General features: G+C 51.2%; 21 protein-coding genes, 3 tRNA genes and 3 rRNA genes. 16 read left to right on the top strand and 11 right to left on the bottom strand.

What is annotated here, in order from left to right; translation table 11 throughout:
- The first annotated feature begins 59 nt into the window (after positions 1 to 59).
- The 3 genes from U0026_RS18390 to tilS are packed head-to-tail and all read left to right on the top strand — an operon-like array spanning position 60 to position 4,015.
- A complete protein-coding gene (locus U0026_RS18390; protein ID WP_062772214.1) occupies positions 60 to 2,210 on the top strand; it encodes a lysine decarboxylase LdcC in 2,151 nt (716 codons plus the stop codon).
- 50 nt (positions 2,211 to 2,260) lie between these two features.
- The gene (locus U0026_RS18385; RefSeq protein WP_062772217.1) at positions 2,261 to 2,650 is read left to right on the top strand and encodes a VOC family protein; all 390 of its coding nucleotides are present in this window, start codon (positions 2,261 to 2,263) and stop codon (positions 2,648 to 2,650) included.
- 57 nt (positions 2,651 to 2,707) lie between these two features.
- Entirely contained in the window at positions 2,708 to 4,015 is a 1,308-nt protein-coding gene (gene tilS / locus U0026_RS18380) for a tRNA lysidine(34) synthetase TilS (protein ID WP_073971070.1), read from the top strand.
- Positions 4,016 to 4,031: 16 nt separating this feature from the next.
- Here tilS and rof read toward each other — a convergent pair whose 3' ends face one another.
- Both rof and U0026_RS18370 read right to left on the bottom strand, forming a co-directional pair.
- Complete coding sequence (rof, locus tag U0026_RS18375; RefSeq protein ID WP_062772223.1) at positions 4,032 to 4,292, bottom strand: Rho-binding antiterminator; 261 nt, start codon at positions 4,290 to 4,292, stop codon at positions 4,032 to 4,034.
- The gene (locus U0026_RS18370; protein WP_062772226.1) at positions 4,279 to 4,479 is read right to left on the bottom strand and encodes a YaeP family protein; all 201 of its coding nucleotides are present in this window, start codon (positions 4,477 to 4,479) and stop codon (positions 4,279 to 4,281) included. The genes rof and U0026_RS18370 overlap by 14 nt, the downstream gene beginning before the upstream one ends.
- Before the next feature lie 177 nt (positions 4,480 to 4,656).
- On the opposite strand from U0026_RS18370, the gene U0026_RS18365 reads away from it, so the two are divergent.
- The 3 genes from U0026_RS18365 to nlpE all read left to right on the top strand — a co-directional run bounded on the left by U0026_RS18365 (position 4,657) and on the right by nlpE (position 6,344).
- The gene (locus U0026_RS18365; RefSeq protein ID WP_062772229.1) at positions 4,657 to 5,202 is read left to right on the top strand and encodes a YaeQ family protein; all 546 of its coding nucleotides are present in this window, start codon (positions 4,657 to 4,659) and stop codon (positions 5,200 to 5,202) included.
- A complete protein-coding gene (arfB, locus tag U0026_RS18360) occupies positions 5,199 to 5,612 on the top strand; it encodes an alternative ribosome rescue aminoacyl-tRNA hydrolase ArfB (protein WP_062772232.1) in 414 nt (137 codons plus the stop codon). The genes U0026_RS18365 and arfB overlap by 4 nt, the downstream gene beginning before the upstream one ends.
- 72 nt (positions 5,613 to 5,684) lie before the next feature.
- The gene (gene nlpE, locus U0026_RS18355; RefSeq protein WP_407658314.1) at positions 5,685 to 6,344 is read left to right on the top strand and encodes an envelope stress response activation lipoprotein NlpE; all 660 of its coding nucleotides are present in this window, start codon (positions 5,685 to 5,687) and stop codon (positions 6,342 to 6,344) included.
- A gap of 83 nt (positions 6,345 to 6,427) precedes the next feature.
- On the opposite strand, the gene proS is transcribed toward nlpE, so the two are convergent.
- From proS to metN, 6 genes are all read right to left on the bottom strand, one after another.
- On the bottom strand, positions 6,428 to 8,146 hold the full coding sequence (gene proS / locus U0026_RS18350) for a proline--tRNA ligase (protein ID WP_062772238.1): 1,719 nt from the start codon (positions 8,144 to 8,146) through the stop codon (positions 6,428 to 6,430).
- 112 nt (positions 8,147 to 8,258) lie between these two features.
- Complete coding sequence (gene tsaA / locus U0026_RS18345; protein WP_062772241.1) at positions 8,259 to 8,966, bottom strand: tRNA (N6-threonylcarbamoyladenosine(37)-N6)-methyltransferase TrmO; 708 nt, start codon at positions 8,964 to 8,966, stop codon at positions 8,259 to 8,261.
- Positions 8,963 to 9,367, bottom strand: coding sequence for an Rcs stress response system protein RcsF (rcsF, locus tag U0026_RS18340; RefSeq protein ID WP_062772244.1), 405 nt, complete (start codon positions 9,365 to 9,367; stop codon positions 8,963 to 8,965). The genes tsaA and rcsF overlap by 4 nt, the downstream gene beginning before the upstream one ends.
- A 112-nt stretch (positions 9,368 to 9,479) precedes the next feature.
- Positions 9,480 to 10,295 carry a MetQ/NlpA family lipoprotein gene (locus U0026_RS18335; protein WP_062772247.1) on the bottom strand — a complete coding sequence of 272 codons (816 nt, stop codon included), beginning with the start codon at positions 10,293 to 10,295 and terminating at the stop codon, positions 9,480 to 9,482.
- A gap of 40 nt (positions 10,296 to 10,335) precedes the next feature.
- Complete coding sequence (locus tag U0026_RS18330; RefSeq protein WP_062772250.1) at positions 10,336 to 10,989, bottom strand: methionine ABC transporter permease MetI; 654 nt, start codon at positions 10,987 to 10,989, stop codon at positions 10,336 to 10,338.
- A complete protein-coding gene (gene metN, locus U0026_RS18325; protein ID WP_062772253.1) occupies positions 10,982 to 12,013 on the bottom strand; it encodes a methionine ABC transporter ATP-binding protein MetN in 1,032 nt (343 codons plus the stop codon). The genes U0026_RS18330 and metN overlap by 8 nt, the downstream gene beginning before the upstream one ends.
- Positions 12,014 to 12,200: 187 nt before the next feature.
- Here metN and gmhB point away from each other — a divergent pair, with 187 nt between their 5' ends.
- The 8 genes from gmhB to dkgB all read left to right on the top strand — a co-directional run bounded on the left by gmhB (position 12,201) and on the right by dkgB (position 19,454).
- Complete coding sequence (gene gmhB / locus U0026_RS18320) at positions 12,201 to 12,764, top strand: D-glycero-beta-D-manno-heptose 1,7-bisphosphate 7-phosphatase (protein ID WP_062772256.1); 564 nt, start codon at positions 12,201 to 12,203, stop codon at positions 12,762 to 12,764.
- Positions 12,765 to 13,151: 387 nt separating this feature from the next.
- A 16S ribosomal RNA gene (locus tag U0026_RS18315) occupies positions 13,152 to 14,691 on the top strand.
- Positions 14,692 to 14,760: 69 nt separating this feature from the next.
- A tRNA-Ile gene (locus tag U0026_RS18310) sits at positions 14,761 to 14,837 on the top strand.
- Between the two features lie 109 nt (positions 14,838 to 14,946).
- Positions 14,947 to 15,022 (top strand) — tRNA-Ala (locus tag U0026_RS18305).
- Between the two features lie 210 nt (positions 15,023 to 15,232).
- Positions 15,233 to 18,142, top strand: a 23S ribosomal RNA gene (locus tag U0026_RS18300).
- Positions 18,143 to 18,239: 97 nt separating this feature from the next.
- Positions 18,240 to 18,355: ribosomal RNA gene (gene rrf / locus U0026_RS18295) — 5S ribosomal RNA — on the top strand.
- Together the 16S, 23S and 5S rRNA genes with 3 tRNA genes alongside form the textbook arrangement of a ribosomal RNA operon.
- 55 nt (positions 18,356 to 18,410) lie before the next feature.
- Positions 18,411 to 18,487, top strand: a tRNA-Asp gene (locus U0026_RS18290).
- Between the two features lie 163 nt (positions 18,488 to 18,650).
- Positions 18,651 to 19,454, top strand: coding sequence for a 2,5-didehydrogluconate reductase DkgB (gene dkgB / locus U0026_RS18285; RefSeq protein WP_062777314.1), 804 nt, complete (start codon positions 18,651 to 18,653; stop codon positions 19,452 to 19,454).
- A gap of 76 nt (positions 19,455 to 19,530) precedes the next feature.
- On the opposite strand, the gene yafC is transcribed toward dkgB, so the two are convergent.
- Entirely contained in the window at positions 19,531 to 20,424 is an 894-nt protein-coding gene (gene yafC, locus U0026_RS18280; RefSeq protein ID WP_062777312.1) for a DNA-binding transcriptional regulator YafC, read from the bottom strand.
- A gap of 104 nt (positions 20,425 to 20,528) precedes the next feature.
- On the opposite strand from yafC, the gene U0026_RS18275 reads away from it, so the two are divergent.
- On the top strand, positions 20,529 to 21,704 hold the full coding sequence (locus U0026_RS18275; RefSeq protein ID WP_062777310.1) for an MFS transporter: 1,176 nt from the start codon (positions 20,529 to 20,531) through the stop codon (positions 21,702 to 21,704).
- 142 nt (positions 21,705 to 21,846) lie between these two features.
- On the top strand, positions 21,847 to 22,641 hold the full coding sequence (locus U0026_RS18270) for an endonuclease/exonuclease/phosphatase family protein (RefSeq protein WP_062777308.1): 795 nt from the start codon (positions 21,847 to 21,849) through the stop codon (positions 22,639 to 22,641).
- Positions 22,642 to 22,696: 55 nt separating this feature from the next.
- On the opposite strand, the gene mltD is transcribed toward U0026_RS18270, so the two are convergent.
- Together mltD and gloB are read right to left on the bottom strand one after the other, a co-directional pair.
- Positions 22,697 to 24,058 carry a murein transglycosylase D gene (gene mltD / locus U0026_RS18265; RefSeq protein WP_062777306.1) on the bottom strand — a complete coding sequence of 454 codons (1,362 nt, stop codon included), beginning with the start codon at positions 24,056 to 24,058 and terminating at the stop codon, positions 22,697 to 22,699.
- A 71-nt stretch (positions 24,059 to 24,129) separates the two neighbouring features.
- Positions 24,130 to 24,885 (bottom strand): hydroxyacylglutathione hydrolase, encoded by a 756-nt coding sequence (gene gloB, locus U0026_RS18260; protein ID WP_062777304.1) that lies wholly within the window; start codon positions 24,883 to 24,885, stop codon positions 24,130 to 24,132.
- Between the last annotated feature and the right edge of the window lie 7 nt (positions 24,886 to 24,892).

Below are 24,892 nucleotides of genomic sequence, written 5' to 3'. Positions count from 1 at the left end.
GTGCGATGCACTGGCATGATTGCTATTATGCTTTCATCAGGATTATCCAGGAGGGAAGCATGAATATTATCGCCATTATGGGGCCACACGGCGTTTACTATAAAGATGAGCCGATAAAAGAGCTTGAGACCGCGCTGCTAGCACAAGGTTTTAAAATCATCTGGCCACAAAATAGCGCTGACCTGTTGAAATTAATTGAGCACAACCCGCGTATTAGCGGCGTTATTTTCGACTGGGATGAATACAGCGTCGATCTCTGCGGCGAAATAAACCAGCTCAATGAATACCTGCCACTCTATGCCTTCATTAATGCTCACTCCACCATGGATGTCAGTGCGCATGACATGCGCATGGCGCTGTGGTTCTTTGAATATGCGCTGGGCCAGGCCGACGATATTGCGACACGCATCCGCCAGTACACCACTGAATATCTCGATAACATCACCCCTCCTTTTACCAAAGCGCTATTTACCTATGTTACCGAAGGCAAATATACCTTCTGTACGCCGGGCCATATGGCGGGCACGGCCTACCAGAAAAGCCCGGTAGGCTGCCTGTTTTATGATTTCTTTGGTGCTAATACGCTAAAAGCCGATGTCTCTATTTCTGTGACCGAATTAGGTTCATTGCTTGACCATACCGGCCCGCATCTTGAGGCTGAGGAATATATTGCCCGCACCTTTGGGGCAGAGCAGAGCTATATGGTCACCAATGGCACGTCAACCTCGAATAAAATTGTTGGCATGTATGCCGCACCCAGCGGCAGTACGCTGCTGATTGACCGTAACTGCCATAAATCACTGGCGCATCTGCTGATGATGAGCGACGTTGTACCGCTGTGGTTGAAGCCAACACGCAATGCGCTGGGTATTTTGGGCGGTATTCCGAAGCGAGAATTTACGCGCGACAGCCTACAACAGAAGGTTGATAACACCGCTGATGCGCAGTGGCCGGTACATGCGGTGATCACCAACTCGACCTACGACGGCTTGCTATATAACACGAATTGGATCAAACAGACTCTCGATGTGCCCTCAATTCACTTTGACTCTGCCTGGGTGCCCTATACCCATTTCCATCCGATCTACCAGGGTAAAAGCGGGATGAGCGGTGAGCGCGTACCGGGGAAAGTCATCTATGAAACCCAGTCGACACATAAGATGTTGGCCGCGTTATCACAGGCCTCGCTGATCCACATTAAAGGTGATTACGATGAGGACACCTTTAACGAAGCCTTTATGATGCACACCTCCACATCGCCAAGTTACCCGATTGTGGCCTCAATAGAGACGGCGGCGGCGATGTTGCGCGGCAATGCAGGAAAGCGATTGATTAACCGTTCGGTGGAGCGAGCGCTGCATTTTCGCAAAGAAGTGCAGCGTCTGCGCGAAGAGTCCGACAGCTGGTTCTTCGATATCTGGCAGCCGGAGGAGATTGATGAAGCAAAATGCTGGCCGGTGTCGCCGGGTGAAAATTGGCATGGTTTTAGCGATGCCGACGCCGAGCATATGTTCCTCGACCCGGTCAAAGTCACTATTCTGACTCCCGGTATGGATGAGTCAGGCAACATGAGCGACGAAGGGATCCCAGCGGCGCTAGTGGCGAAATACCTCGACGAACATGGCGTGGTTGTAGAGAAGACTGGCCCCTATAACCTGCTGTTCTTGTTTAGTATCGGCATTGATAAAACCCGAGCAATGGGATTATTGCGCGGTCTGACCGAATTTAAGCGAGCCTACGATCTCAACCTGCGGGTGAAGAATATGTTGCCGGATCTCTATGCCGAAGATCCTGATTTTTATCGTAATATGCGTATTCAGGATCTGGCGCAAGGGATCCACCGCTTGATCCGTCAACACGATCTGCCAAGCCTGATGCTGCGGGCATTTGATGTGTTGCCGGAAATGAAACTCACGCCGCACCGCGCCTGGCAAAAGCAGATTAAAGGTGAGGTGGAAACCATCGCGCTGGAGGACCTTGTCGGACGTATTTCGGCTAACATGATCCTGCCTTATCCACCGGGCGTGCCGCTGTTGATGCCGGGGGAGATGATCACCGCAGAGAGCCGCTCTGTGCTCGATTTTCTGCTGATGCTCTGTTCCGTTGGGCGACATTATCCGGGCTTTGAGACCGATATTCACGGTGCGAAGCGCGATGAAAATGGCGTCTACCGTGTGCGAGTCCTAAAAACCCCTGAAGGGGTTGCGTGATAGCTGTCTGCGCGGGTAACGTGCTGGGACAAGGTTAACGGAGAAAGATAATGCTGGGATTAAAACAGATTCATCATGTGGCGATTATTGTGACCGATTACGCCGCCAGTAAGGCTTTTTACTGCGACATCCTCGGGTTTACGCTGCAAAGTGAGGTGTACCGTGAAGCCCGTGATTCGTGGAAGGGCGATCTGGCATTAAACGGCCAGTATGTGATTGAGCTGTTTTCGTTCCCATTTCCTCCCGCGCGTCCTAGCCGCCCGGAAGCCTGTGGGCTGCGCCACCTGGCATTCAGCGTTGATGATATCGACGCTGCCGTCACACACTTGAACACGCACGGCGTGGCCTGTGAAGATATTCGTATCGATCCGTATACCGACAAGCGTTTTACGTTTTTCAACGATCCTGATGGCCTGCCGCTGGAGTTATATCAGCAGTAAGGCTTGTCAGCGCCTGCCCGGGCGGGTAACGTGCCGGGCGATACTCTCTTTCATGATATGACGATGACTCAACCTTCACTTGTGCAACGACTCTCTCCGCACCGCCAGTTTCTGGTGGCATTTAGCGGTGGGCTGGATTCAACGGTGCTCCTGCATCAGCTAGTCTGCTGGCGACAGCAGGACTCTTCCGTGGTGCTACGGGCGATTCATATCCACCACGGAATCAGCGCTAATGCAGATAGCTGGGAGACACATTGCCAGCGGGTATGTGAAGAATGGCAGGTGCCGCTGGTGGTCGAAAGAGTACAGCTTGTGCAAAGTGGCGCAGGGCTGGAAGCTGAAGCCCGACAAGCGCGCTATCAGGCATTCCGCGAGACGTTGCAGATGGGGGAGGTGTTGCTGACCGCTCAGCATCTGGACGATCAGAGTGAAACCTTGCTACTGGCACTCAAGCGCGGTAGTGGCCCCGCGGGATTATCGGCGATGCCGGTCGATGCGGCGTTTGGCAATACGCGGCTGATTCGTCCCTTGCTGCATGATTCGCGTGAGACCCTTCTGGCCTGGGCGCAAAAGCATGCGCTGACGTGGATCGAGGACGAGAGTAACCAGGACGATGCTTACGACCGCAATTTCCTGCGCCTGCGGGTCTTACCGCAGCTCAATGCCCGCTGGCCACATTTTGCCAGGGCTTTGGCGCGCAGCGCAGCGTTGTGTGGCGAACAGGAACAGTTACTGGACGAACTGCTGGCAGATGAACTTTCGCGGTTGCTGTCAGACGAAGGGGCGCTGACCATTGCGCCGATGATAGAGATGAGTGCGCCGAAGCGTGCCGCCATCCTGCGGCGCTGGTTATCCTTACATCATGCGCCAATGCCGTCTCGCGCGATGCTTGGACGATTGTGGCAGGAAGTCGCGCTAGCGCGGGAAGATGCCTCGCCGTGTCTGAATTTAGGCGATTTTGAAGTGCGCCGCTTCCAGCAGCAATTGTGGTGGGTAAAAACGCAAATCAGTCAAACTGAGACGGTGCTGACATGGCCTGATATTGCGTCCCCCCTTTCCCTGCCGGATAACCTTGGCGAGTTATCACTGGTGGCTGGCGGAGATATCCGCGCCCCGCACAAATATGAAGTGGTCACGGTGCGTTTTAGTGCGTCGGGAAAGCTGCATATTGTCGGGCGTAACGGAGGACGCAAGCTGAAGAAGATCTGGCAGGAATTCGGTGTACCGCCCTGGTTGCGTGATACCACGCCGCTGCTTTTTTATGGTGAAACATTCATTGCGGCAGCGGGTTATTTTGTGACGCAAGAGGGGGCTTGTGATGCTGGTAATGGGATACAGCTCAGATGGAAAAGAACGGGCAGCTAAGCTACCCGTTGTGACATTATGACTCGCTAACCACCACGGTGCCGATTTGCGGGTGGCTGAAGCTGGTAATACGGTCAAGGCGCAATTCGCGGAGTTCGCCCGCGCTATCGACAACCAGATACTCGACGTTCTTTCGAGATAACAGATCGTGCGCTTTGGCTTGCAGCACTTCACCGTCTTTTAGTTCCAGCGCCAGAACAAGATGGTGCTGGCAGGCAAGCTCGAGATTGTCATAGTCATCGCAATTGATGGGTTGATAAGTATCATTCATCGACATAATCGCTCACCAGTAAGTTTGCCGCTGCATAAGCAGCTTTATCCCTGACTGACGCGCAAAGGGCGTCATCCGCCGCAACTTCGTTCAAAACTTTAAGCACACAGCCCAGCGCATCCGGGATATACCCTAAGTCACCGCTGGCAATTTCCGCATAGCGTTGACGAATTAATTCACAATAATTGTCCACATGCCCTCCTGTCAGCGCTTCAATTAAGCCTATGAAGATAATCTCCGTTTAGCAAGGTGACTATATCATACTCATTTAAGCATTATCAGCGAGATGAGCATCGGCGGATGTAATTCGGGACAGCCTTTTGCCCCTAATTTCGCTACAATGAGCCCCATTTTTTGCAGGAGTTTCCCCATGGCGCTGAAAGCAACAATTTATAAAGCGGTGGTCAATGTAGCGGATATCGATCGTAACCAGTTTCTGGATGCGTCTTTAACGCTGGCTCGTCACCCTTCCGAAACTCAGGAGCGCATGATGCTGCGCCTGCTGGCGTGGATTAAATATGCAGATGAGCGTCTGCAGTTTACCCGTGGCCTCTCGTCTGAGGATGAGCCTGAAGTGTGGCTGCGCAACGATCACCTGGGTATCGACCTGTGGATTGAACTGGGTCTGCCGGACGAACGCCGGATCAAGAAAGCCTGTAGCCAATCGCAGGAAGTCGCATTGTTTACGTATAACAGCCGTTCGGCAGAGATCTGGTGGCAGCAGAATAAAAGCAAACTGGCGGGCTTTAAGAACCTCAGCATCTGGTATCTGGATGATGAACAGCTGGCAAAAGTGAGTGCTTTCGCTGAACGCACCATGACGCTACAGGCTACACTTCAAGAGGGCGCTATCTGGTTATCTGATGCTCAGAATAATCTGGAAATTCATTTTACTGCGTGGCAGACGCCTGCATGATTACGCTTTCCGGGCAGGTGAGTATTTCGGATGATGAGTTGACCATTACGGCCATCCGGGCGCAGGGCGCGGGCGGTCAGCATGTAAATAAGACCTCGACGGCGATTCATTTGCGTTTTGACATCCGGGCCTCCAGCCTGCCAGAGTATTATAAAGAACGCCTTCTTGCCGCCAGTCACCACTTAATTTCTGCTGACGGTGTGATTATCATTAAGGCGCAGGAGTATCGTAGCCAGGAGATGAACCGCGAAGCGGCAATCGCTCGCCTGGTTGCGCTTTTTCAAACGTTAACCACAGAACAGAAGAGTCGTCGCCCTACGCGCCCAACCCGGGCGTCAAAAGAGCGCCGATTAACCTCAAAAGCGCAGAAATCTTCGGTGAAATCGATGCGCGGGAAAGTTAGCTATTAAGCTGAACGTGGATGTCATAAGAATAAGGAATTGAGGGTGAAAAAAGCGATATTAGCCATTGCGGCCACGGGGATGTTGTTTGGCCTTTTCGGCTGCAACAATGCGGATATGGCCGCTTCAAAACCGACACAACCCGCTGAATTAACGCCAATGCAGCAGAGCTGGCGTGGTGTTATTCCGTGTGCCGACTGTGAAGGCATCGAAACATCGCTGTTCCTTGATAAGGACGGCACCTGGGTCATGAATGAACGCTATCAGGGCGTGGATCGCGAGCCATCTTCATTTGGTTCTTACGGTAAGTGGGCTCGTACCGCTGATAAGCTGGTACTGACCGACAGTGAGGGCGAGAAATCCTTTTACCGGGCGAAGGGTGACAAGCTTGAGATGCTCGACCAAGAAGGCAATCCCATCGAATCTAAGCTGAACTATACGCTTGAGCCGGTGAAAGCCAGCCTGCCGAAGACGCCAATGGCGATGCGCGGGATGTACTTCTATATGGCAGATGCTGCCACCTTTACCGATTGTGCAACTGGACAGCGCGTCGCGGTAGCCAATAACGCGCAGCTCGAACGTGATTACGCTGCCGCGAAAGGTAGCGACAGCAAACCGGTATTGTTGGTGGTGGAAGGGCACTTTACCCTTGAGCCAAATCCGGATACCGGTGCGATGGTGAAAACGCTTGCCGCCAGTAAAGAAGGTAAGTTTGTTCCGGGTAAGGATTGCAATAACTAACAAAAAGGCCTCGTAGAATACGAGACCTATATTTGGTAGCCCGGACGAGGTGCGTTAGCACCGACTCCGGGAGTGTCACCGGATTAACCTTTGATTGCTTTCACCAGGTAATCCACGATGTCGCCGGTTTTAATCAGCTGTTTGTCACCGTTACGACGGTATTTGTATTCGATGTCGTCGTTGTCGAGATTACGGTCACCCAGCACGATAGTGTGTGGGATACCGATAAGTTCCATATCCGCAAACATCACGCCAGGGCGTTCTTTACGATCGTCCATCAACACTTCGATACCCAGACCACTCAGTTCAGCGTACAGCTTCTCAGCCAGCTCCTGCACGCGGTAGGATTTGTGCATGTTCATTGGCAGAATGGCAACCTGGAACGGTGCAATCGCTTCTGGCCACAGAATGCCGCGATCGTCAAAGTTCTGCTCGATGGCTGCAGCCACCACGCGAGTCACCCCAATACCGTAGCAGCCCATGGTCAGAGTCTGGTTACGACCATCTTCACCCTGCACTGAGGCTTTCATCGCTTCAGAGTACTTGGTGCCCAGCTGGAAAATGTGGCCGACTTCGATACCACGTTTAATCAGCAAGGTGCCTTTACCGTCCGGGCTTGGATCGCCTGCGACAACGTTACGGATATCGGCAATTTCTGGTGTTGCAGCGTCGCGATCCCAGTTAATACCGAAGTAGTGTTTACCATCGATGTTAGCGCCTGCGGCGAAATCGCTCATCACTGCAACGCTCCGATCGATAACAACCGGAATTGGCAGGTTAACTGGGCCAAGCGAGCCTGGACCGGCATTAACTAACGCGCGAATTTCTTCTTCGGTCGCAAAGGTCAGCGGGCTGGCAACAAGAGCTAGTTTCTCGGCTTTCACTTCGTTCAGTTCGTGATCGCCACGAACCAGCAGAGCGACCAGCGGAGACTTGCTGCCTTCCACTGCTTTCACCAGCAGCGTTTTCACCGTTTTCTCGATAGGCAGATTGAACTGTTCTACCAGCTCGGCGATGGTTTTAGCGTTTGGCGTATCAACCAGCGTCATTTCCTGAGTGGCTGTAGAACGGGGTTCTTTTGGCGCAACGGCTTCTGCGAACTCGATGTTTGCCGCGTAGTCAGAAGAATCAGAGAAGATCACATCATCTTCGCCGCTTTGTGCCAGCACCTGGAATTCATGTGAAGCGCTGCCACCGATAGAACCGGTATCAGCTTGTACCGCACGGAAATCCAGACCCATACGGCTGAAGATTTTGCTGTAAGCCGCATACATCGCGTCGTAGGTTTCCTGCAGGGATTCCTGAGAAGTATGGAAAGAGTAAGCATCTTTCATCAGGAATTCGCGGGAGCGCATAACGCCGAAACGTGGGCGCACTTCGTCACGGAATTTGGTTTGGATCTGGTAGAAGTTCAGCGGCAGCTGTTTGTAAGAGCTCAGCTCGTTACGAATCAGGTCGGTAATGACTTCTTCATGCGTTGGGCCGAGGACGAATGGACGATCGCCACGGTCAGCAATGCGCAGCAGTTCCGGGCCGTACTGCTCCCAACGGCCGCTCTCTTCCCACAGTTCAGAGGGCTGAACCACCGGCATTAACACCTCGATTGCACCGGCGTTGTTCATCTCTTCACGCACGATTTTTTCGACTTTTCTCAGGACGCGTACGCCGGTCGGCAGCCAGGTGTATAACCCGGAGGCCAGCTTACGGATCATCCCGGCGCGCAGCATCAGCTGGTGGCTGATAACCTCGGCGTCGGCAGGTGTCTCCTTCAGGGTGGAGAGCAGGTATTTGCTAGTACGCATGTTGTTACGGTTCCAGTTGGACGACAGAACAGGCTCAAAACGGGCCTGGCACAAAAACAAAGTGATTTAGTTTACCAGCGAGAAAGAAATGTCAAAAGAGAGTGCGGAGAAATTACCGGGTTTCCAGGGCAAAGACTTCGAATCCTGATAATGTCACACGCCAGCGAACGTTAAAATCCAGCAACCAGACGGCGTAGGTTTTCCCTTCTTCCTCGTTTTTACGATAGGCCGGGCGAGGATCTTGCGCCAGCACTTCGGTAATAAACTGACGAAGATGCGGATAACGTTTCTCCAGCCCAATAAGTTGTTGGGCTATCTCGGCACTAAAGGTGACGTTGACACCCGCATGCGGCGCATCCTGCGCATAGCTGGCTCGGGCATCGGGCAAAGACTCGGCAAATGGCAGATAGGGTTTTATATCGACCACCGGTGTACCATCTACCAAATCCAGACCACCCAGCTCCAGAATGACATGTTCTTTATGGCAGCGGATATTCCGTAACTCAACCAGTGACATACCAATTGGATTGGGGCGAAAAGTTGAGCGCGTGGCAAAGACACCCATACGCGCATTACCGCCAAGTCGGGGAGGGCGTACGGTTGGGCGCCAGCCGCCTTCCATCGTTTGATGGAAAACGAATAGCACCCACAGATGACTAAATGCTTCCAGACCGCGTACGGCATCGGCCTGGTTATAGGGAGGCACCAGATGCAGTTCACCGCTGCAACTTTTGACCAATCCCGGCTGGCGAGGTACGGCAAACTTCTCTTTATAAGGAGAGCGGATAACGCCTATTTGCTCAAATGAGAAATTGCTCATTTAGCACTTACGTTAAGAGCTGTTCCTACGCATACCGCCTGACGATAACAGCCCGGCGTACCGCTGGTGACTTCACAGCTGTGTAGCAACACGGCGTTTGCCTTCATTTTGGAGGCATTAATCTGCATGCGTTTGCGAGCAGTTGGAATATTCGGTGGAGAATCCTGGTTTGTCGCCTGGCATGAATCACCGGAAACATCACCCAGTTCACGGAACGGTTTACCGACCAGATCTTCTGCGTTCGTTATAATTCTGACAGGTGCCGCACGTGGCGCTTTAGGTTTTGCGGTCTCCGTTTTGACGGGGGTCGCAGTGCTTTGGACAGGTTCAACAGGAGATCTGTTTAGCATGGAGCAACCACCTAACAGGAGTGCTAATAAACAGACCGGTAAAGCACGCATAATAATTCCTCTATAAAGGGTAGACCTGGAGGGCTATTGAATCAGGTGATTGCATAAATGACAAGACGGGCATGCGCCCGTCTTTATAAGAAATTATTTATGGGGAATAAAATTACCAGCCTTTAACAGCACCGCCGTTAAAGATTTTGTTTGCTGCTTCGTAAACTTCGTCAGACTGGTAAGCCTCAACGAATTTCTTCACGTTGTCAGCGTCTTTGTTATCTTCACGCGATACGATCATGTTCACGTAAGGAGAATCTTTACCTTCAACGAAGATACCGTCTTTCGCTGGCGTCAGATTGATCTGGCTGGCGTAAGTGGTGTTGATAACGGCCAGTGCAATTTGTGCATCGTCCAGAGAACGTGGCAGCTGTGGAGCTTCCAGTTCAACAATCTTCAGGTTTTTCGGGTTTTCAACAATATCCAGTGAAGTTGGCAGCAGACCAACGCCATCTTTCAGTTTGATTAAACCCTGTGCCTGCAGCAGCAGCAGAGTACGGCCAAGGTTAGTTGGGTCGTTAGGTACGGCAATCTGGTCACCCGCTTTCAGTTCGTCCAGAGATTTAATTTTCTTGGAGTAGCCTGCGATTGGGTAAACGAAGGTGTTACCAACAGAAACCAGTTTGTAGCCACGGTCTTTGATCTGCTGATCCAAGTATGGTTTGTGCTGGAAGGCGTTGGCGTCGATATCACCTTTGCTCACCGCTTCGTTCGGCAGAACGTAGTCGTTGAATGTGACCAGTTCGACGTCCAGACCGTATTTTTCTTTCGCTACTTTCTGGGCAACTTCAGCAACCTGCTGTTCCGCACCGACAATCACACCGACTTTAATATGGTTTGGATCTTTTTCATCTTGACCGCAACCAACAAGTGCCAGAGAACCAATCAGAGCACCCACTGCCGCAAAGGTTTTAAAATTGAACGCCATGCTTATATCCTTAAACTTTTGAGTTGTGTTGTGTGTAACGCTATTTATGAGTCACTGACCGAACGATACGATCGCCAGATAATTGAATTAAATAAACCAGAACAACAAGTAATACCAGCACTGTATTCATCACGGTCGCATTATAGCCAATGTAACCGTATTGATAGCCAATTTGCCCCAGACCACCGGCACCGACTGCACCACCCATGGCGGAATAACCGACCAGTGTAATCAGGGTAATCGTTGCTGCGTTCACCAGCCCCGGCAAGGCTTCCGGGAGCAGAACTTTACAGACGATCTGCATCGGCGTTGCACCCATCGCACGTGAGGCCTCAATCAAGCCACCCGGAATTTCCAGCAGGGCGTTTTCGACCATACGGGCGATAAACGGTGCGGCACCCACGGTCAGTGGCACAATGGCGGCCTGTAAACCAATAGACGTTCCGACAATGACACGAGTGAATGGAATCATCCACACCAGTAAGATAATGAACGGGATGGAACGGAAGATGTTCACCAGCGCAGAAAGCACGCGATAAACCTTGCCGTTCTCGATGATTTGTCCTGGGCGCGTGACATATAAAAGTACGCCAACCGGTAGACCAATCACGAAGCCGAAAAAGCCTGACACGAATGTCATCGCCAGCGTTTCCCAGACGCCACGCGCCAGTAACCACATCATGGCCTCAGACATAACCCAGTACCTCTACTTTTACATGGTGTTGCTGCAACCAGGCGATGGCTGCTTGCGTATCTTCAGGCGTACCGTGCATTTCGGTCAGCATAATGCCGAACTTCACGCCGCCCGCGTAATCCATCTGCGCGCTAATAATGTTGTTATTGACGTTAAAGCGACGCGCAGTTTCTGACAGCAGCGGGGCGTCGACCGAATGACCGGTAAACTCCATGCGTAGCATTGGCACGCTATCAGCGATTTGCTGCTCTTTCAGGCGTGCCTGATAGTCTTCTGGAATATCCAGATGCAGCGTAGCCTGAATGAATTGTTGCGCCAGCGGCGTCTTCGGATGGGAGAACATTTCGCTCACCGTATCCTGTTCAATCAGTTCACCGTTGCTAATTACTGCAACACAGTCGCAGATGCGCTTCACCACGTCCATTTCATGGGTGATGAGCAAAATGGTTAAACCCAAACGACGGTTGATGTCTTTGAGCAGTTCGAGAATAGAGCGAGTTGTTGCCGGGTCGAGCGCGCTGGTGGCTTCATCGCACAGCAGCACCTTTGGATTGCTCGCCAGTGCTCGCGCAATGGCCACACGCTGTTTCTGACCGCCGGAAAGGTTCGCTGGGTAGCTGTCGTGTTTATCCGACAAGCCCACGAGATCAAGCAATTCGGTCACGCGGCGTTTGATTTCATCTTTCGGCGTGTTATCGAGCTCCAGAGGAAGCGCGACGTTGCCAAAGACGGTACGGGAAGAGAGCAGGTTAAAGTGCTGGAAAATCATGCCAATCTGACGGCGCGCTTTAGTTAAAGCTGCTTCAGATAATGCAGTAAGCTCCTGGCCTCCGACCTCTACGCTGCCTTCGGTTGGGCGCTCAAGCAGGTTCACGCAGCGAATCAGCGTACTTTTACCTGCACCGGATGCGCCAATGACGCCATAAATTTGCCCGGCGGGCACATGCAGGCTGACGTTATTCAGCGCCTGTATCGTACGGTGCCCCTGCTGGAACACTTTTGTAATATTCGAAAGTTTAATCATTAGATTATTTATTATCGGTTAGGTGTTATCCACGGCATTTTGTTCTGCCAGAGACGGGCGATGACCGTCAACAAAACGGATGTTAAGGCATCTAGACGGCTAAATCAATCTTCTTTATAAGATCGACACTTTCTTGCCAGACGAAACATGCGATAATAAAAGCACATGCATTATTAGGAGTGACACGGTGGCAAAGTCCATACCCGCAATTTTTCTCGATCGTGATGGCACGATTAATGTCGATCACGGCTATGTCCATGAAATCGACAATTTTGAATTTATCGATGGCGTCATCGATGCTATGCGCGAACTAAAAGAGATGGGCTATGCGCTGGTGCTGGTCACCAACCAGTCTGGTATCGCTCGCGGGAAATTTACCGAAGCGCAGTTCGAGACGCTGACGGAATGGATGGACTGGTCATTAGCAGACCGTGGTGTCGATCTTGATGGCATCTATTTTTGTCCGCACCACCCTCAGGGGAGTGTAGAAGAATACCGCCAGGTGTGTGACTGTCGTAAACCGCATCCCGGTATGTTGAAGTCAGCGCAAGAGTATCTGGATATCGATATGGCTTCTTCTTATATGGTAGGCGACAAAATTGAAGACATGCAGGCGGCCGCTGCTGCGAATGTTGGCATGAAGGTACTGGTGCGTACTGGCAAACCGGTGACGGAAGAGGCTGAAAAAGCCGCCGACTGGGTGATTAACAGCCTGGCAGACCTGCCTGCGGCTATCAAAAAGCAGAAATAAGCGGCAAAAAGGCGAAAAGGTGAGCGGTTGAAAGAAAAATGCATTTTTCCTCTTGTCAGCCTGAATTAACTCCCTATAATGCGGCCCCACTGAGACGGAACAACGGCAAGCAAGCCGCCGGGGCAGCAGGGGTTCTTAAGAGAACGCCGACAGAGAAAAGCGAAATTAAATGCTTGACTCTGAAAGAGGAAAGCGTAATATACGCCACCTCGCAACAGTGAGCGAAAGCCGTGTTGCACTGCTCTTTAACAATTTATCAGACAATCTGTGTGGGCACTCGAAGATACGGATTCTTAAACGTCGCAAGACGCTAAATGAATACCAAGTCTCAACGAGTGAACATACGTAATTCATTACGAAGTTTAATTTATTGAGCATCAAACACTTAAATTGAAGAGTTTGATCATGGCTCAGATTGAACGCTGGCGGCAGGCCTAACACATGCAAGTCGAACGGTAGCACAGAGAGCTTGCTCTTGGGTGACGAGTGGCGGACGGGTGAGTAATGTCTGGGAAACTGCCCGATGGAGGGGGATAACTACTGGAAACGGTAGCTAATACCGCATAACGTCGCAAGACCAAAGTGGGGGACCTTCGGGCCTCACACCATCGGATGTGCCCAGATGGGATTAGCTAGTAGGTGGGGTAATGGCTCACCTAGGCGACGATCCCTAGCTGGTCTGAGAGGATGACCAGCCACACTGGAACTGAGACACGGTCCAGACTCCTACGGGAGGCAGCAGTGGGGAATATTGCACAATGGGCGCAAGCCTGATGCAGCCATGCCGCGTGTATGAAGAAGGCCTTCGGGTTGTAAAGTACTTTCAGCGAGGAGGAAGGCATTGTGGTTAATAACCGCAGTGATTGACGTTACTCGCAGAAGAAGCACCGGCTAACTCCGTGCCAGCAGCCGCGGTAATACGGAGGGTGCAAGCGTTAATCGGAATTACTGGGCGTAAAGCGCACGCAGGCGGTCTGTCAAGTCGGATGTGAAATCCCCGGGCTCAACCTGGGAACTGCATTCGAAACTGGCAGGCTAGAGTCTTGTAGAGGGGGGTAGAATTCCAGGTGTAGCGGTGAAATGCGTAGAGATCTGGAGGAATACCGGTGGCGAAGGCGGCCCCCTGGACAAAGACTGACGCTCAGGTGCGAAAGCGTGGGGAGCAAACAGGATTAGATACCCTGGTAGTCCACGCCGTAAACGATGTCGACTTGGAGGTTGTTCCCTTGAGGAGTGGCTTCCGGAGCTAACGCGTTAAGTCGACCGCCTGGGGAGTACGGCCGCAAGGTTAAAACTCAAATGAATTGACGGGGGCCCGCACAAGCGGTGGAGCATGTGGTTTAATTCGATGCAACGCGAAGAACCTTACCTACTCTTGACATCCAGAGAACTTAGCAGAGATGCTTTGGTGCCTTCGGGAACTCTGAGACAGGTGCTGCATGGCTGTCGTCAGCTCGTGTTGTGAAATGTTGGGTTAAGTCCCGCAACGAGCGCAACCCTTATCCTTTGTTGCCAGCGGTTCGGCCGGGAACTCAAAGGAGACTGCCAGTGATAAACTGGAGGAAGGTGGGGATGACGTCAAGTCATCATGGCCCTTACGAGTAGGGCTACACACGTGCTACAATGGCATATACAAAGAGAAGCGACCTCGCGAGAGCAAGCGGACCTCATAAAGTATGTCGTAGTCCGGATCGGAGTCTGCAACTCGACTCCGTGAAGTCGGAATCGCTAGTAATCGTAGATCAGAATGCTACGGTGAATACGTTCCCGGGCCTTGTACACACCGCCCGTCACACCATGGGAGTGGGTTGCAAAAGAAGTAGGTAGCTTAACCTTCGGGAGGGCGCTTACCACTTTGTGATTCATGACTGGGGTGAAGTCGTAACAAGGTAACCGTAGGGGAACCTGCGGTTGGATCACCTCCTTACCTTAAAGAAACGTGCTTTGAAGTGTCCACACAGATTGTCTGATGAAAATTAGCAGTAAAAATCTCTGCAGGCTTGTAGCTCAGGTGGTTAGAGCGCACCCCTGATAAGGGTGAGGTCGGTGGTTCAAGTCCACTCAGGCCTACCAAATTCGCCTCCGTGCTGCGTTGCGGCGACGCTCACATACATAAGTATGCTTCGCGTCACCACGCCTTGCCCGGAAACGAATTAGGGTATCCAGAGATTAGTGTTACGATGGGGTTATAGCTCAGCTGGGAGAGCGCCTGCCTTGCACGCAGGAGGTCTGCGGTTCGATCCCGCATAGCTCCACCATCCTTTTACTGCGAACAAAACAAAAAAAACTTCAGAGTGTACCTGAAAAGGTTCACTGCGAAGTTTTGCTCTTTAAAAATCTGGATCAAGCTGAAAATTGAAACGACACACTGTGTCTGTTCTCCGTAATAAGAACAGATAAGCGGTGTGTTCGAGTCTCTCAAATTTTCGCAACTGCGGAATGTTTTACGAAACATCTTCGGGTTGTGAGGTTAAGCGACTAAGCGTACACGGTGGATGCCCTGGCAGTCAGAGGCGATGAAGGACGTGCTAATCTGCGATAAGCGTCGGTAAGGTGATATGAACCGTTATAACCGACGATTTCCGAATGGGGAAACCCAGTGTGTTTCGACACACTATCATTACGTGAATACATAGCGTAATGAAGCGAACCGGGGGAACTGAAACATCTAAGTACCCCGAGGAAAAGAAATCAACCGAGATTCCCCTAGTAGCGGCGAGCGAACGGGGAGCAGCCCAGAGTCTGAATCAGCATGTGTGTTAGTGGAACGGTCTGGAAAGTCCGGCGATACAGGGTGATAGCCCCGTACACAAAAATGCATGTGTTGTGAACTCGAAGAGTAGGGCGGGACACGTGGTATCCTGTCTGAATATGGGGGGACCATCCTCCAAGGCTAAATACTCCTGACTGACCGATAGTGAACCAGTACCGTGAGGGAAAGGCGAAAAGAACCCCGGCGAGGGGAGTGAAACAGAACCTGAAACCGTGTACGTACAAGCAGTGGGAGCCTTGATTTATCAGGGTGACTGCGTACCTTTTGTATAATGGGTCAGCGACTTATATTCTGTAGCAAGGTTAACCGAATAGGGGAGCCGAAGGGAAACCGAGTCTTAACTGGGCGTTAAGTTGCAGGGTATAGACCCGAAACCCGGTGATCTAGCCATGGGCAGGTTGAAGGTTGGGTAACACTAACTGGAGGACCGAACCGACTAATGTTGAAAAATTAGCGGATGACTTGTGGCTGGGGGTGAAAGGCCAATCAAACCGGGAGATAGCTGGTTCTCCCCGAAAGCTATTTAGGTAGCGCCTCGTGAATTCATCTTCGGGGGTAGAGCACTGTTTCGGCTAGGGGGTCATCCCGACTTACCAACCCGATGCAAACTACGAATACCGAAGAATGTTATCACGGGAGACACACGGCGGGTGCTAACGTCCGTCGTGAAGAGGGAAACAACCCAGACCGCCAGCTAAGGTCCCAAAGTCACAGTTAAGTGGGAAACGATGTGGGAAGGCTCAGACAGCCAGGATGTTGGCTTAGAAGCAGCCATCATTTAAAGAAAGCGTAATAGCTCACTGGTCGAGTCGGCCTGCGCGGAAGATGTAACGGGGCTAAACTGTGCACCGAAGCTGCGGCAGCGACACTATGTGTTGTTGGGTAGGGGAGCGTTCTGTAAGCCGTTGAAGGTGTCCTGTGAGGGGTGCTGGAGGTATCAGAAGTGCGAATGCTGACATAAGTAACGATAATGCGGGTGAAAAACCCGCACGCCGGAAGACCAAGGGTTCCTGTCCAACGTTAATCGGGGCAGGGTGAGTCGACCCCTAAGGCGAGGCCGAAAGGCGTAGTCGATGGGAAACAGGTTAATATTCCTGTACTTGGTGTTACTGCGAAGGGGGGACGGAGAGGGCTATGTTAGCCGGGCGACGGTTGTCCCGGTTTAAGCATGTAGGCGGAGAGTTTAGGTAAATCCGGACTCTTATTAACGCTGAGGTGTGATGACGAGGCACTACGGTGCTGAAGTAACAAATGCCGCACTTCCAGGAAAAGCCTCTAAGCATCAGGTAACATCAAATCGTACCCCAAACCGACACAGGTGGTCAGGTAGAGAATACCAAGGCGCTTGAGAGAACTCGGGTGAAGGAACTAGGCAAAATGGTGCCGTAACTTCGGGAGAAGGCACGCTGATATGTAGGTGAAGTGGTTTACCCATGGAGCTGAAATCAGTCGAAGATACCAGCTGGCTGCAACTGTTTATTAAAAACACAGCACTGTGCAAACACGAAAGTGGACGTATACGGTGTGACGCCTGCCCGGTGCCGGAAGGTTAATTGATGGGGTTAGCTGTAAGGCGAAGCTCTTGATCGAAGCCCCGGTAAACGGCGGCCGTAACTATAACGGTCCTAAGGTAGCGAAATTCCTTGTCGGGTAAGTTCCGACCTGCACGAATGGCGTAATGATGGCCAGGCTGTCTCCACCCGAGACTCAGTGAAATTGAACTCGCTGTGAAGATGCAGTGTACCCGCGGCAAGACGGAAAGACCCCGTGAACCTTTACTATAGCTTGACACTGAACACTGGTCCTTGATGTGTAGGATAGGTGGGAGGCTTTGAAGTGTGGACGCCAGTCTGCATGGAGCCAACCTTGAAATACCACCCTTTAATGGCTGGTGTTCTAACGTAGACCCGTTACCCGGGTTGCGGACAGTGTCTGGTGGGTAGTTTGACTGGGGCGGTCTCCTCCTAAAGAGTAACGGAGGAGCACGAAGGTTAGCTAATCCTGGTCGGACATCAGGAGGTTAGTGCAATGGCATAAGCTAGCTTGACTGCGAGAGTGACGGCTCGAGCAGGTGCGAAAGCAGGTCATAGTGATCCGGTGGTTCTGAATGGAAGGGCCATCGCTCAACGGATAAAAGGTACTCCGGGGATAACAGGCTGATACCGCCCAAGAGTTCATATCGACGGCGGTGTTTGGCACCTCGATGTCGGCTCATCACATCCTGGGGCTGAAGTAGGTCCCAAGGGTATGGCTGTTCGCCATTTAAAGTGGTACGCGAGCTGGGTTTAGAACGTCGTGAGACAGTTCGGTCCCTATCTGCCGTGGGCGCTGGAGAATTGAGGGGGGCTGCTCCTAGTACGAGAGGACCGGAGTGGACGTATCACTGGTGTTCGGGTTGTCATGCCAATGGCATTGCCCGGTAGCTAAATGCGGAAAAGATAAGTGCTGAAAGCATCTAAGCACGAAACTTGCCCCGAGATGAGTTCTCCCTGACTCCTTGAGAGTCCTGAAGGAACGTTGAAGACTACGACGTTGATAGGCTGGGTGTGTAAGCGTAGCGATACGTTGAGCTAACCAGTACTAATGAACCGTGAGGCTTAACCTTACAACGCCAAAGGTGTTTTGTTGGTGATGAGACACGATATTCAGCTTGAGACAGATTAAATCGACATGCAGAGATGCGTGTTGATAAACAGAATTTGCCTGGCGGCAACAGCGCGGTGGTCCCACCTGACCCCATGCCGAACTCAGAAGTGAAACGCCGTAGCGCCGATGGTAGTGTGGGGTCTCCCCATGCGAGAGTAGGGAACTGCCAGGCATCAAATTGCAGTAAACCGGGATGAATAATCCGGGTAGTGACAAAGAAATTCGGTGGAGCGGTAGTTCAGTCGGTTAGAATACCTGCCTGTCACGCAGGGGGTCGCGGGTTCGAGTCCCGTCCGTTCCGCCACTTATTGAAAGCCCTGAGCATTAGCTCAGGGCTTTTTTGTATCTGCTGTTTTATTGTTGCTGATTTAGCAAAAATCCTCTGCGTTTTACGATCTTTTTTCCCATCCTTGCGTTCGTCATAATGGTTCTTAGTTAACCTATATTGGTAAATAAAGAGGAAAATAATGACAATCCCTGCATTTGGTCTCGGTACATTCCGTCTGAAAGATGATGTGGTTATCGCTTCTATAAAAACGGCGCTGGAACTGGGCTATCGCGCTATCGACACTGCACAAATTTATGATAACGAAGCGGCTGTTGGCCAGGCTATCGCTGAAAGTGGTGTCGCACGTGAAGAGTTGTTTATTACGACCAAGATTTGGACCGAGAATCTGAGTAAAGAAAAACTCATTTCAAGCTTGAAAGAAAGTCTGGAAAAGCTGCGTACAGACTACGTTGATCTGACGTTGATTCACTGGCCATCACCGAAAGATGCTGTATCAGTAGAAGAGTTTATGGCAGCACTTCTGGAAGCGAAAGCACAGGGGCTGACCCGCCAGATCGGTATCTCTAACTTCACTATTCCATTGATGGCGCGGGCTATAAAAGCGGTTGGTGTAGAAAATATCGCAACCAACCAGATAGAATTATCACCGTACCTGCAAAACCGTAAAGTGGTTGATTGGGCCTCTGAAAAAGGTATCCATATCACATCTTATATGACGTTAGCCTATGGTAAGGCTATGAAAGATAAAGTGATTTCTCATATTGCGGATAAGCACAACGTGACGGCTGCGCAGGTTATTCTGGCCTGGGCGATGGGTGAAGGCTATGCGGTGATCCCATCCTCAACTAAGCGTGAAAACCTGGCAAGCAACCTGCTGGCGCTGGATTTGCAGCTTGATGCAGAAGATAAGAAAGCAATTGCATCTCTGGATATGAATGACAGGCTGGTTAGCCCGGAAGGCCTTGCCCCCCAATGGGACTAACAGTGCTTTAACCCTCTTAAAACCCTCTGCTCGCCTGGAGATGCTCCAGGCTGGCATGAGTCATAAAGCATCAACGCTACCGTTTTTCCTTCATATATTCGCTGAGAAAATCAATAAACGTTCTGATTCGAGTACTAACCGCCCGGTCGCTATAGTAAACCGCGCTGAACGGCATTTCGACAGGCAATCGTTTATCAGCCAGCAGCTCGATAAATTCCCCGCTGGCAATCTCCTTATCTACCATATAATCCGATAAACAGGCGATACCGTTACCGTTAAGACACAGCTGCTTAACCGTCTCACCGCTGTTGGATGAAACCGCACAGCTGACTTCCATAAACTGCCCATCGCAGCAGTATACCGGCCAGGTATTTAACGAGGTTGGCTCGGTAAAGCCCAGACACTGATGATCTTTAAGATCTATTGCATTCTCCGGCATGCCAAAACGCGCAATATATTCGGGTGATGCAATAATTTTCCGATAGCTGGTAAACAGTGGGCGCGCTCGCAGACTGGAGTCCGTTAGCGTCCCGGCGCGAATAGCCACATCAACTTTACGCTCAATCAAATTGATAAACGTCTCTGATGACACTAATGACAGTGTCATCTCAGGATAACGTTCACGGAAAGGCTTAATCAGCGGCATTAGAAAGTGCAGCATGACAGGCGTAGCTGCATCGACTCTTAGAAGGCCTCGTGGAGTATTACGCGTATCGAGCAACTCATTTTCTGCCGCCGCCATTTCCTGCAGTACGACCTGCATCCGGCGGAAATAGCGCTCGCCTTCTTCCGTTAAGCTTAATTGACGCGTTGTACGGTTGAGTAAGCTGACGCCGAGCTTGGATTCCAGCTTCTTCACTGCCCGGCTAACCGCCGAATTGGCGAGCTCAAGCTGTTCTGCAGCCCGGCTGAAGCTGCCACTTTCCACTACCGCGACAAAGATAGCGATTTCATCTGATGTTGCTCGCATTATTGCACCTGAAGCAAAATTATATTGAGATTTTGAATATTTTTGTTATTTAAACATCCCGGCATACTACGTGTCATCTTAATCCTGATGATGTGGAGTAAATTATGCCGCTGGCGCTACTTGCCTTAACGATCAGTGCCTTTGCTATTGGCACAACCGAATTTGTGATTGTCGGTCTGGTTCAGACCATTGCTGAACAATTATCTATTTCTCTGCCCTCTGCGGGGCTGCTAGTTTCTATCTACGCGCTGGGTGTGGCTATCGGTGCGCCGGTGCTAACGGCTTTGACGGGAAAACTGCCGCGCAAACAGCTGCTGTTGGCGCTAATGGTACTGTTTACCCTCGGTAACCTGTTGGCCTGGCAGGCACCAGGTTATATGACCTTAGTGATTGCGCGTCTGCTAACTGGCCTCGCGCATGGCGTGTTCTTCTCAATCGGTTCAACGATTGCCACGAGCCTTGTGCCGAAAGAGAAAGCCGCTTCCGCAATTGCCATCATGTTCGGCGGCCTGACCGTTGCGCTGGTAACGGGGGTCCCGCTGGGAACGTTCATCGGCCAACACTTTGGTTGGCGCGAAACTTTCCTTGCAGTCTCTATGTTGGGTGTTATTGCCATTATCGCCAGCGCGATCCTTGTGCCACGTAATATCCCAAGCCGCGCAGCCGCGAGTTTGTCAGAACAGTTGAAGGTATTAACCCATCCGCGTTTGCTGATGATCTATGCGATTACGGCACTTGGCTATGGTGGTGTATTTACCGCTTTCACCTTCCTGACGCCGATGATGCAAGATCTTGCCGGCTTCACACCGAATGCAGTCAGCTTGATTTTATTGGGTTACGGTATTGCAGTGGCTATCGGTAATATCTGGGGAGGCAAGCTTGCTGATAAACACGGTGCGGTACCAGCCCTGAAGTTTATCTTTGCCGCACTCGCTGCACTGTTAATCGTATTCCAGTTTACCGCCTCAATTCAGTATGCCGCGCTGGCAACGGTTCTGGTGATGGGGATCTTTGCCTTTGGTAACGTGCCGGGTTTGCAGGTGTACGTTGTGCAGAAAGCGGAACAATATACACCGGCGGCCGTTGATGTCGCATCGGGTCTGAACATCGCAGCCTTCAACGTGGGTATCGCACTAGGGTCAATTATTGGTGGCCAAACGGTTGAGCATTACGGCCTGGCACAAACCCCGTGGATTGGTGCGATGATTGTGATTGTCGCGCTGCTGCTTACCGGCCTGAGTGGGCGTTTGGATAAAACGGCTCGGGTGGCACAGAGTTAAGGCTGAAAGAGTAAGCACAGGCTTACAAAAGTTAACTCGGCTTTATCACAAATAGCGTTGAAACCGCGCGCAAAAGCCCCTATAAAAGAAGAACCTTCCTGGAAGCAGGCGGGTTCTTTCGTTATTGAGGTTATTAAATAAAGTGCGAAAAAATACCTATGCCATGCGCTATATTGCCGGACAGCCTGTGGAGCGAATTTTACCTCCACCGGGCGCATATACCAGCATCAGCCAGGCAATGTCGGTGGGTAAGCCGTTAAGCACTGATGAAAATATTCGTATCCTGGTGTGGAACATCTTTAAACAGCAGAGAGCCGAATGGCTGTCAGTGCTGAATAAGTTTGGTAAAGATGCTCATCTGGTCTTACTGCAAGAAGCGCAAACCACTCCTGAGCTGGTGAAGTTTGCGACTACTAATTATCTGGCCGCCGATCAGGTCCCTGCTTTTGCGCTGCCGCATCATCCTTCTGGCGTTATGACGTTGTCTGCGGCCCAGCCCGTATACTGCTGCCCGCTGCGTGAACGCGAGCCCATTCTCCGGCTGGCTAAATCGGCGTTAGTGACCGTTTACCCACTTCCCGACTCACGACTGCTGATGGTGGTGAATATCCATGCCGTTAACTTCAGTCTTGGGGTTGATGTTTACAGTAAGCAACTGATGCCTATTGGTGAGCAGATAGCCCAGCACAGCGGTCCGGTGATCATGGCGGGGGATTTCAATGCCTGGAGCCGTCCACGCATGAATGCGCTTTATCGTTTTGCGCGTGACATGTCATTGCGTCCGGTTCGCTTTGATGACGATCAGCGTCGACGCGCATTTGGCCGACCGCTTGATTTTGTTTTCTACCGGGGGCTTAACGTTAATGAAGCATCCGTATTGGTGACTCGAGCTTCGGATCATAATCCGCTGATTGTGGAATTTAGCCCAGGTAAGTAGGATGAAGTAATAAAAAAGGCACCGGGGGAATCGGTGCCTTTTTATTTGTTACCTATCAGGAATCAGGTCGGTCACTGTTTTTCACAAACAGCGTGATCTGATCGCCCGGCTGCAGATTGCCGGTACCGCTATTCCAGCGCATCACATCTTTAATGTTAACGCCATGCCTTTTAGCAATGCTCGACAAAGAATCACCCTTACGTACACGGTACGTAATGCTACTGTTATCGGCAAGACGCGCAGCGCTGCTGCCTGCTCCTACCGTTAAGCTCTGACCGATTTTCACATTGCTGCCGCGCAGGTTATTCCACTGTTGCAGATCCTTCGTCGTCACACCTAAACGTGACGCGATACCTGACAGCGTATCACCGGAGCGTACCTTATAGCTGCGACTGGTCATCGGCGTATTGTCGGCAACCAGCGTAGGCTGGAGGTCAGCAATATCACTTGAGGCCAGCGACTCACGCAGCTGGTCTGCATGCTTTTGTGGCACCATAACGTACTTCGGGCCAGTAGCGCCGAGCGTTGAGCCTTTAACGCCTGCATTGAAGGTTTTCAGCTTGCTGACTGGCATACCTGCCATATCTGCCAACTGAGCAATCTCAACTGGGCTATCCAGACGAACGCGCGCCAGTGCTCGGCTTTCATCTGCGCTAGGCAGACGAACCCCGTAGCGTTTGCTGTTTTTGAGAATATCACTCAAGGCCAGCATTTTAGGCACGTACAGTTTAGTTTCCTGTGGCAACGGTAGCGACCAGAAGTCAGTGGGCTTGCCACGGGCTTTGTTCGCTTTCATTGCTTTCATTACACGGCCTTCGCCGCTGTTATACGCTGCCACAGTTAATAACCAGTCGCCATCGAACATTTTGTTCAGGCGCTGCATCATATCCAGTGCCGCCGTTGTGGAAGCAACGAGGTCACGGCGTGCGTCATAACTGCGGGTCTGTTTCAGACCGTAATTTCGCCCTGTGCTCGGAATGATCTGCCAAATGCCTGCGGCATTGGCACCAGACGTTGCGTGCGGGTCAAAAGCGCTCTCCACTATGGGTAGTAATACCAGTTCCATCGGCATGTTACGTTTCTTAACTTGCCCGGCTATCCAGTACATATACGGCTCTGCCCGTAAAGTTACATCGTGGAGATAGCTCTTATTCTTCAAGTACTTCTGTTTCTGTTCGCGAACCCGGGAGTTATCCGGTATTCCCATCTTTAGCTCGTCGCCAATATAAGCCCACAAGTCTTGATTCTGCGTATCGAATGTCCCATCGTCCATCCAACGTGCCTGACTTGCGAACTTACTTGCTTCCCCTTGACTAGCCGCAGAAAGGCTCTGTGCGTGCTGTTGGACGTTACCTTGCTGTGAAGCCTGGCAACCCACGAGCAGGACAGAGGCGAGTAATATCGCTTTTGCCTTCATGTGTGTGTCAATAGTTGCTTAAAAGACGAGCGATCATAACGGCGAACTTTCGAAAACGCAACCCAGAAGTGTCAGAAGTTGTCTTTCTTTGACCGTAACCATGCAAAACGCTGCTCAGATTGTAGCAATTTTGTTTCTTTGTCTATTTCGTTAATTAAATCAATATCATCCGTTCTTAAAAAGAGATTAATTTTGCGCTCTTTTTTGAGAGTTGTGGGGAGTGTCATTTGGTTTTTTACACGTAACTCATTCACTTCTCGATAGTATTCGTTAATGAACACATCATGCGGTAAAACGCTCAGAGCAAACTTCATATTGGAGAGTGTGTACTCATGCGCGCAACAAATCAGCGAGTCTTCAGGTAGGGCATTAATTCGCTGCAATGACTGATACATCTGAGCGGCAGTGCCTTCGAATAACCGCCCGCAGCCCCCGGAAAATAGGGTGTCCCCACAAAAAAGCCAGGGCGCGCTGTAAAAACAAACATGGCCTGAGGTGTGCCCTGGCGTGGCAAAAACATGAAACTCGTGCTCAAGTATGTTAATACGATCGCCGTCAGCAACGATTTTTGTTGTTCCTTTGTTGCGGGTCTCTTCTGGGCCATAAACGATCAAATTCGGAAAACGCCTATGCAGTTCAGCCACGCCGCCGACATGATCGTTATGGTGATGCGTCAATAAAATGGCTTCCGGCTGCCAGTTGTTAGCTTCAATCGCTTTTAGTACCGGAGCGGCTTCACCAGGATCGACAATCAAACAACGACCTGTTTCATCATTCAGAACCCAGATGTAGTTGTCCTGAAATGCTGGAATACTGTTAAGATTCATTCGTTAC

The sequence above is a fragment of the Kluyvera intermedia genome (genome assembly GCF_034424175.1).
Lineage (GTDB): Bacteria > Pseudomonadota > Gammaproteobacteria > Enterobacterales > Enterobacteriaceae > Kluyvera > Kluyvera intermedia.
This window is presented reverse-complemented; position numbering and strand designations above follow the sequence as displayed.

Bases quoted from the DNA above. Each gene is read 5' to 3' on its own strand.
- U0026_RS18390 (WP_062772214.1), top strand. From the start codon at position 60: ATGAATATTATCGCCATTATGGGGCCACACGGCGTTTACTATAAAGAT.
- U0026_RS18385 (WP_062772217.1), top strand. From the start codon at position 2,261: ATGCTGGGATTAAAACAGATTCATCATGTGGCGATTATTGTGACCGAT.
- tilS (WP_073971070.1), top strand. From the start codon at position 2,708: ATGACGATGACTCAACCTTCACTTGTGCAACGACTCTCTCCGCACCGC.
- rof (WP_062772223.1), bottom strand. From the start codon at position 4,292: ATGTCGATGAATGATACTTATCAACCCATCAATTGCGATGACTATGAC.
- U0026_RS18365 (WP_062772229.1), top strand. From the start codon at position 4,657: ATGGCGCTGAAAGCAACAATTTATAAAGCGGTGGTCAATGTAGCGGAT.
- arfB (WP_062772232.1), top strand. From the start codon at position 5,199: ATGATTACGCTTTCCGGGCAGGTGAGTATTTCGGATGATGAGTTGACC.
- nlpE (WP_407658314.1), top strand. From the start codon at position 5,685: ATGTTGTTTGGCCTTTTCGGCTGCAACAATGCGGATATGGCCGCTTCA.
- proS (WP_062772238.1), bottom strand. From the start codon at position 8,146: ATGCGTACTAGCAAATACCTGCTCTCCACCCTGAAGGAGACACCTGCC.
- tsaA (WP_062772241.1), bottom strand. From the start codon at position 8,966: ATGAGCAATTTCTCATTTGAGCAAATAGGCGTTATCCGCTCTCCTTAT.
- rcsF (WP_062772244.1), bottom strand. From the start codon at position 9,367: ATGCGTGCTTTACCGGTCTGTTTATTAGCACTCCTGTTAGGTGGTTGC.
- U0026_RS18335 (WP_062772247.1), bottom strand. From the start codon at position 10,295: ATGGCGTTCAATTTTAAAACCTTTGCGGCAGTGGGTGCTCTGATTGGT.
- U0026_RS18330 (WP_062772250.1), bottom strand. From the start codon at position 10,989: ATGTCTGAGGCCATGATGTGGTTACTGGCGCGTGGCGTCTGGGAAACG.
- metN (WP_062772253.1), bottom strand. From the start codon at position 12,013: ATGATTAAACTTTCGAATATTACAAAAGTGTTCCAGCAGGGGCACCGT.
- dkgB (WP_062777314.1), top strand. From the start codon at position 18,651: ATGACAATCCCTGCATTTGGTCTCGGTACATTCCGTCTGAAAGATGAT.
- yafC (WP_062777312.1), bottom strand. From the start codon at position 20,424: ATGCGAGCAACATCAGATGAAATCGCTATCTTTGTCGCGGTAGTGGAA.
- U0026_RS18275 (WP_062777310.1), top strand. From the start codon at position 20,529: ATGCCGCTGGCGCTACTTGCCTTAACGATCAGTGCCTTTGCTATTGGC.
- mltD (WP_062777306.1), bottom strand. From the start codon at position 24,058: ATGAAGGCAAAAGCGATATTACTCGCCTCTGTCCTGCTCGTGGGTTGC.
- gloB (WP_062777304.1), bottom strand. From the start codon at position 24,885: ATGAATCTTAACAGTATTCCAGCATTTCAGGACAACTACATCTGGGTT.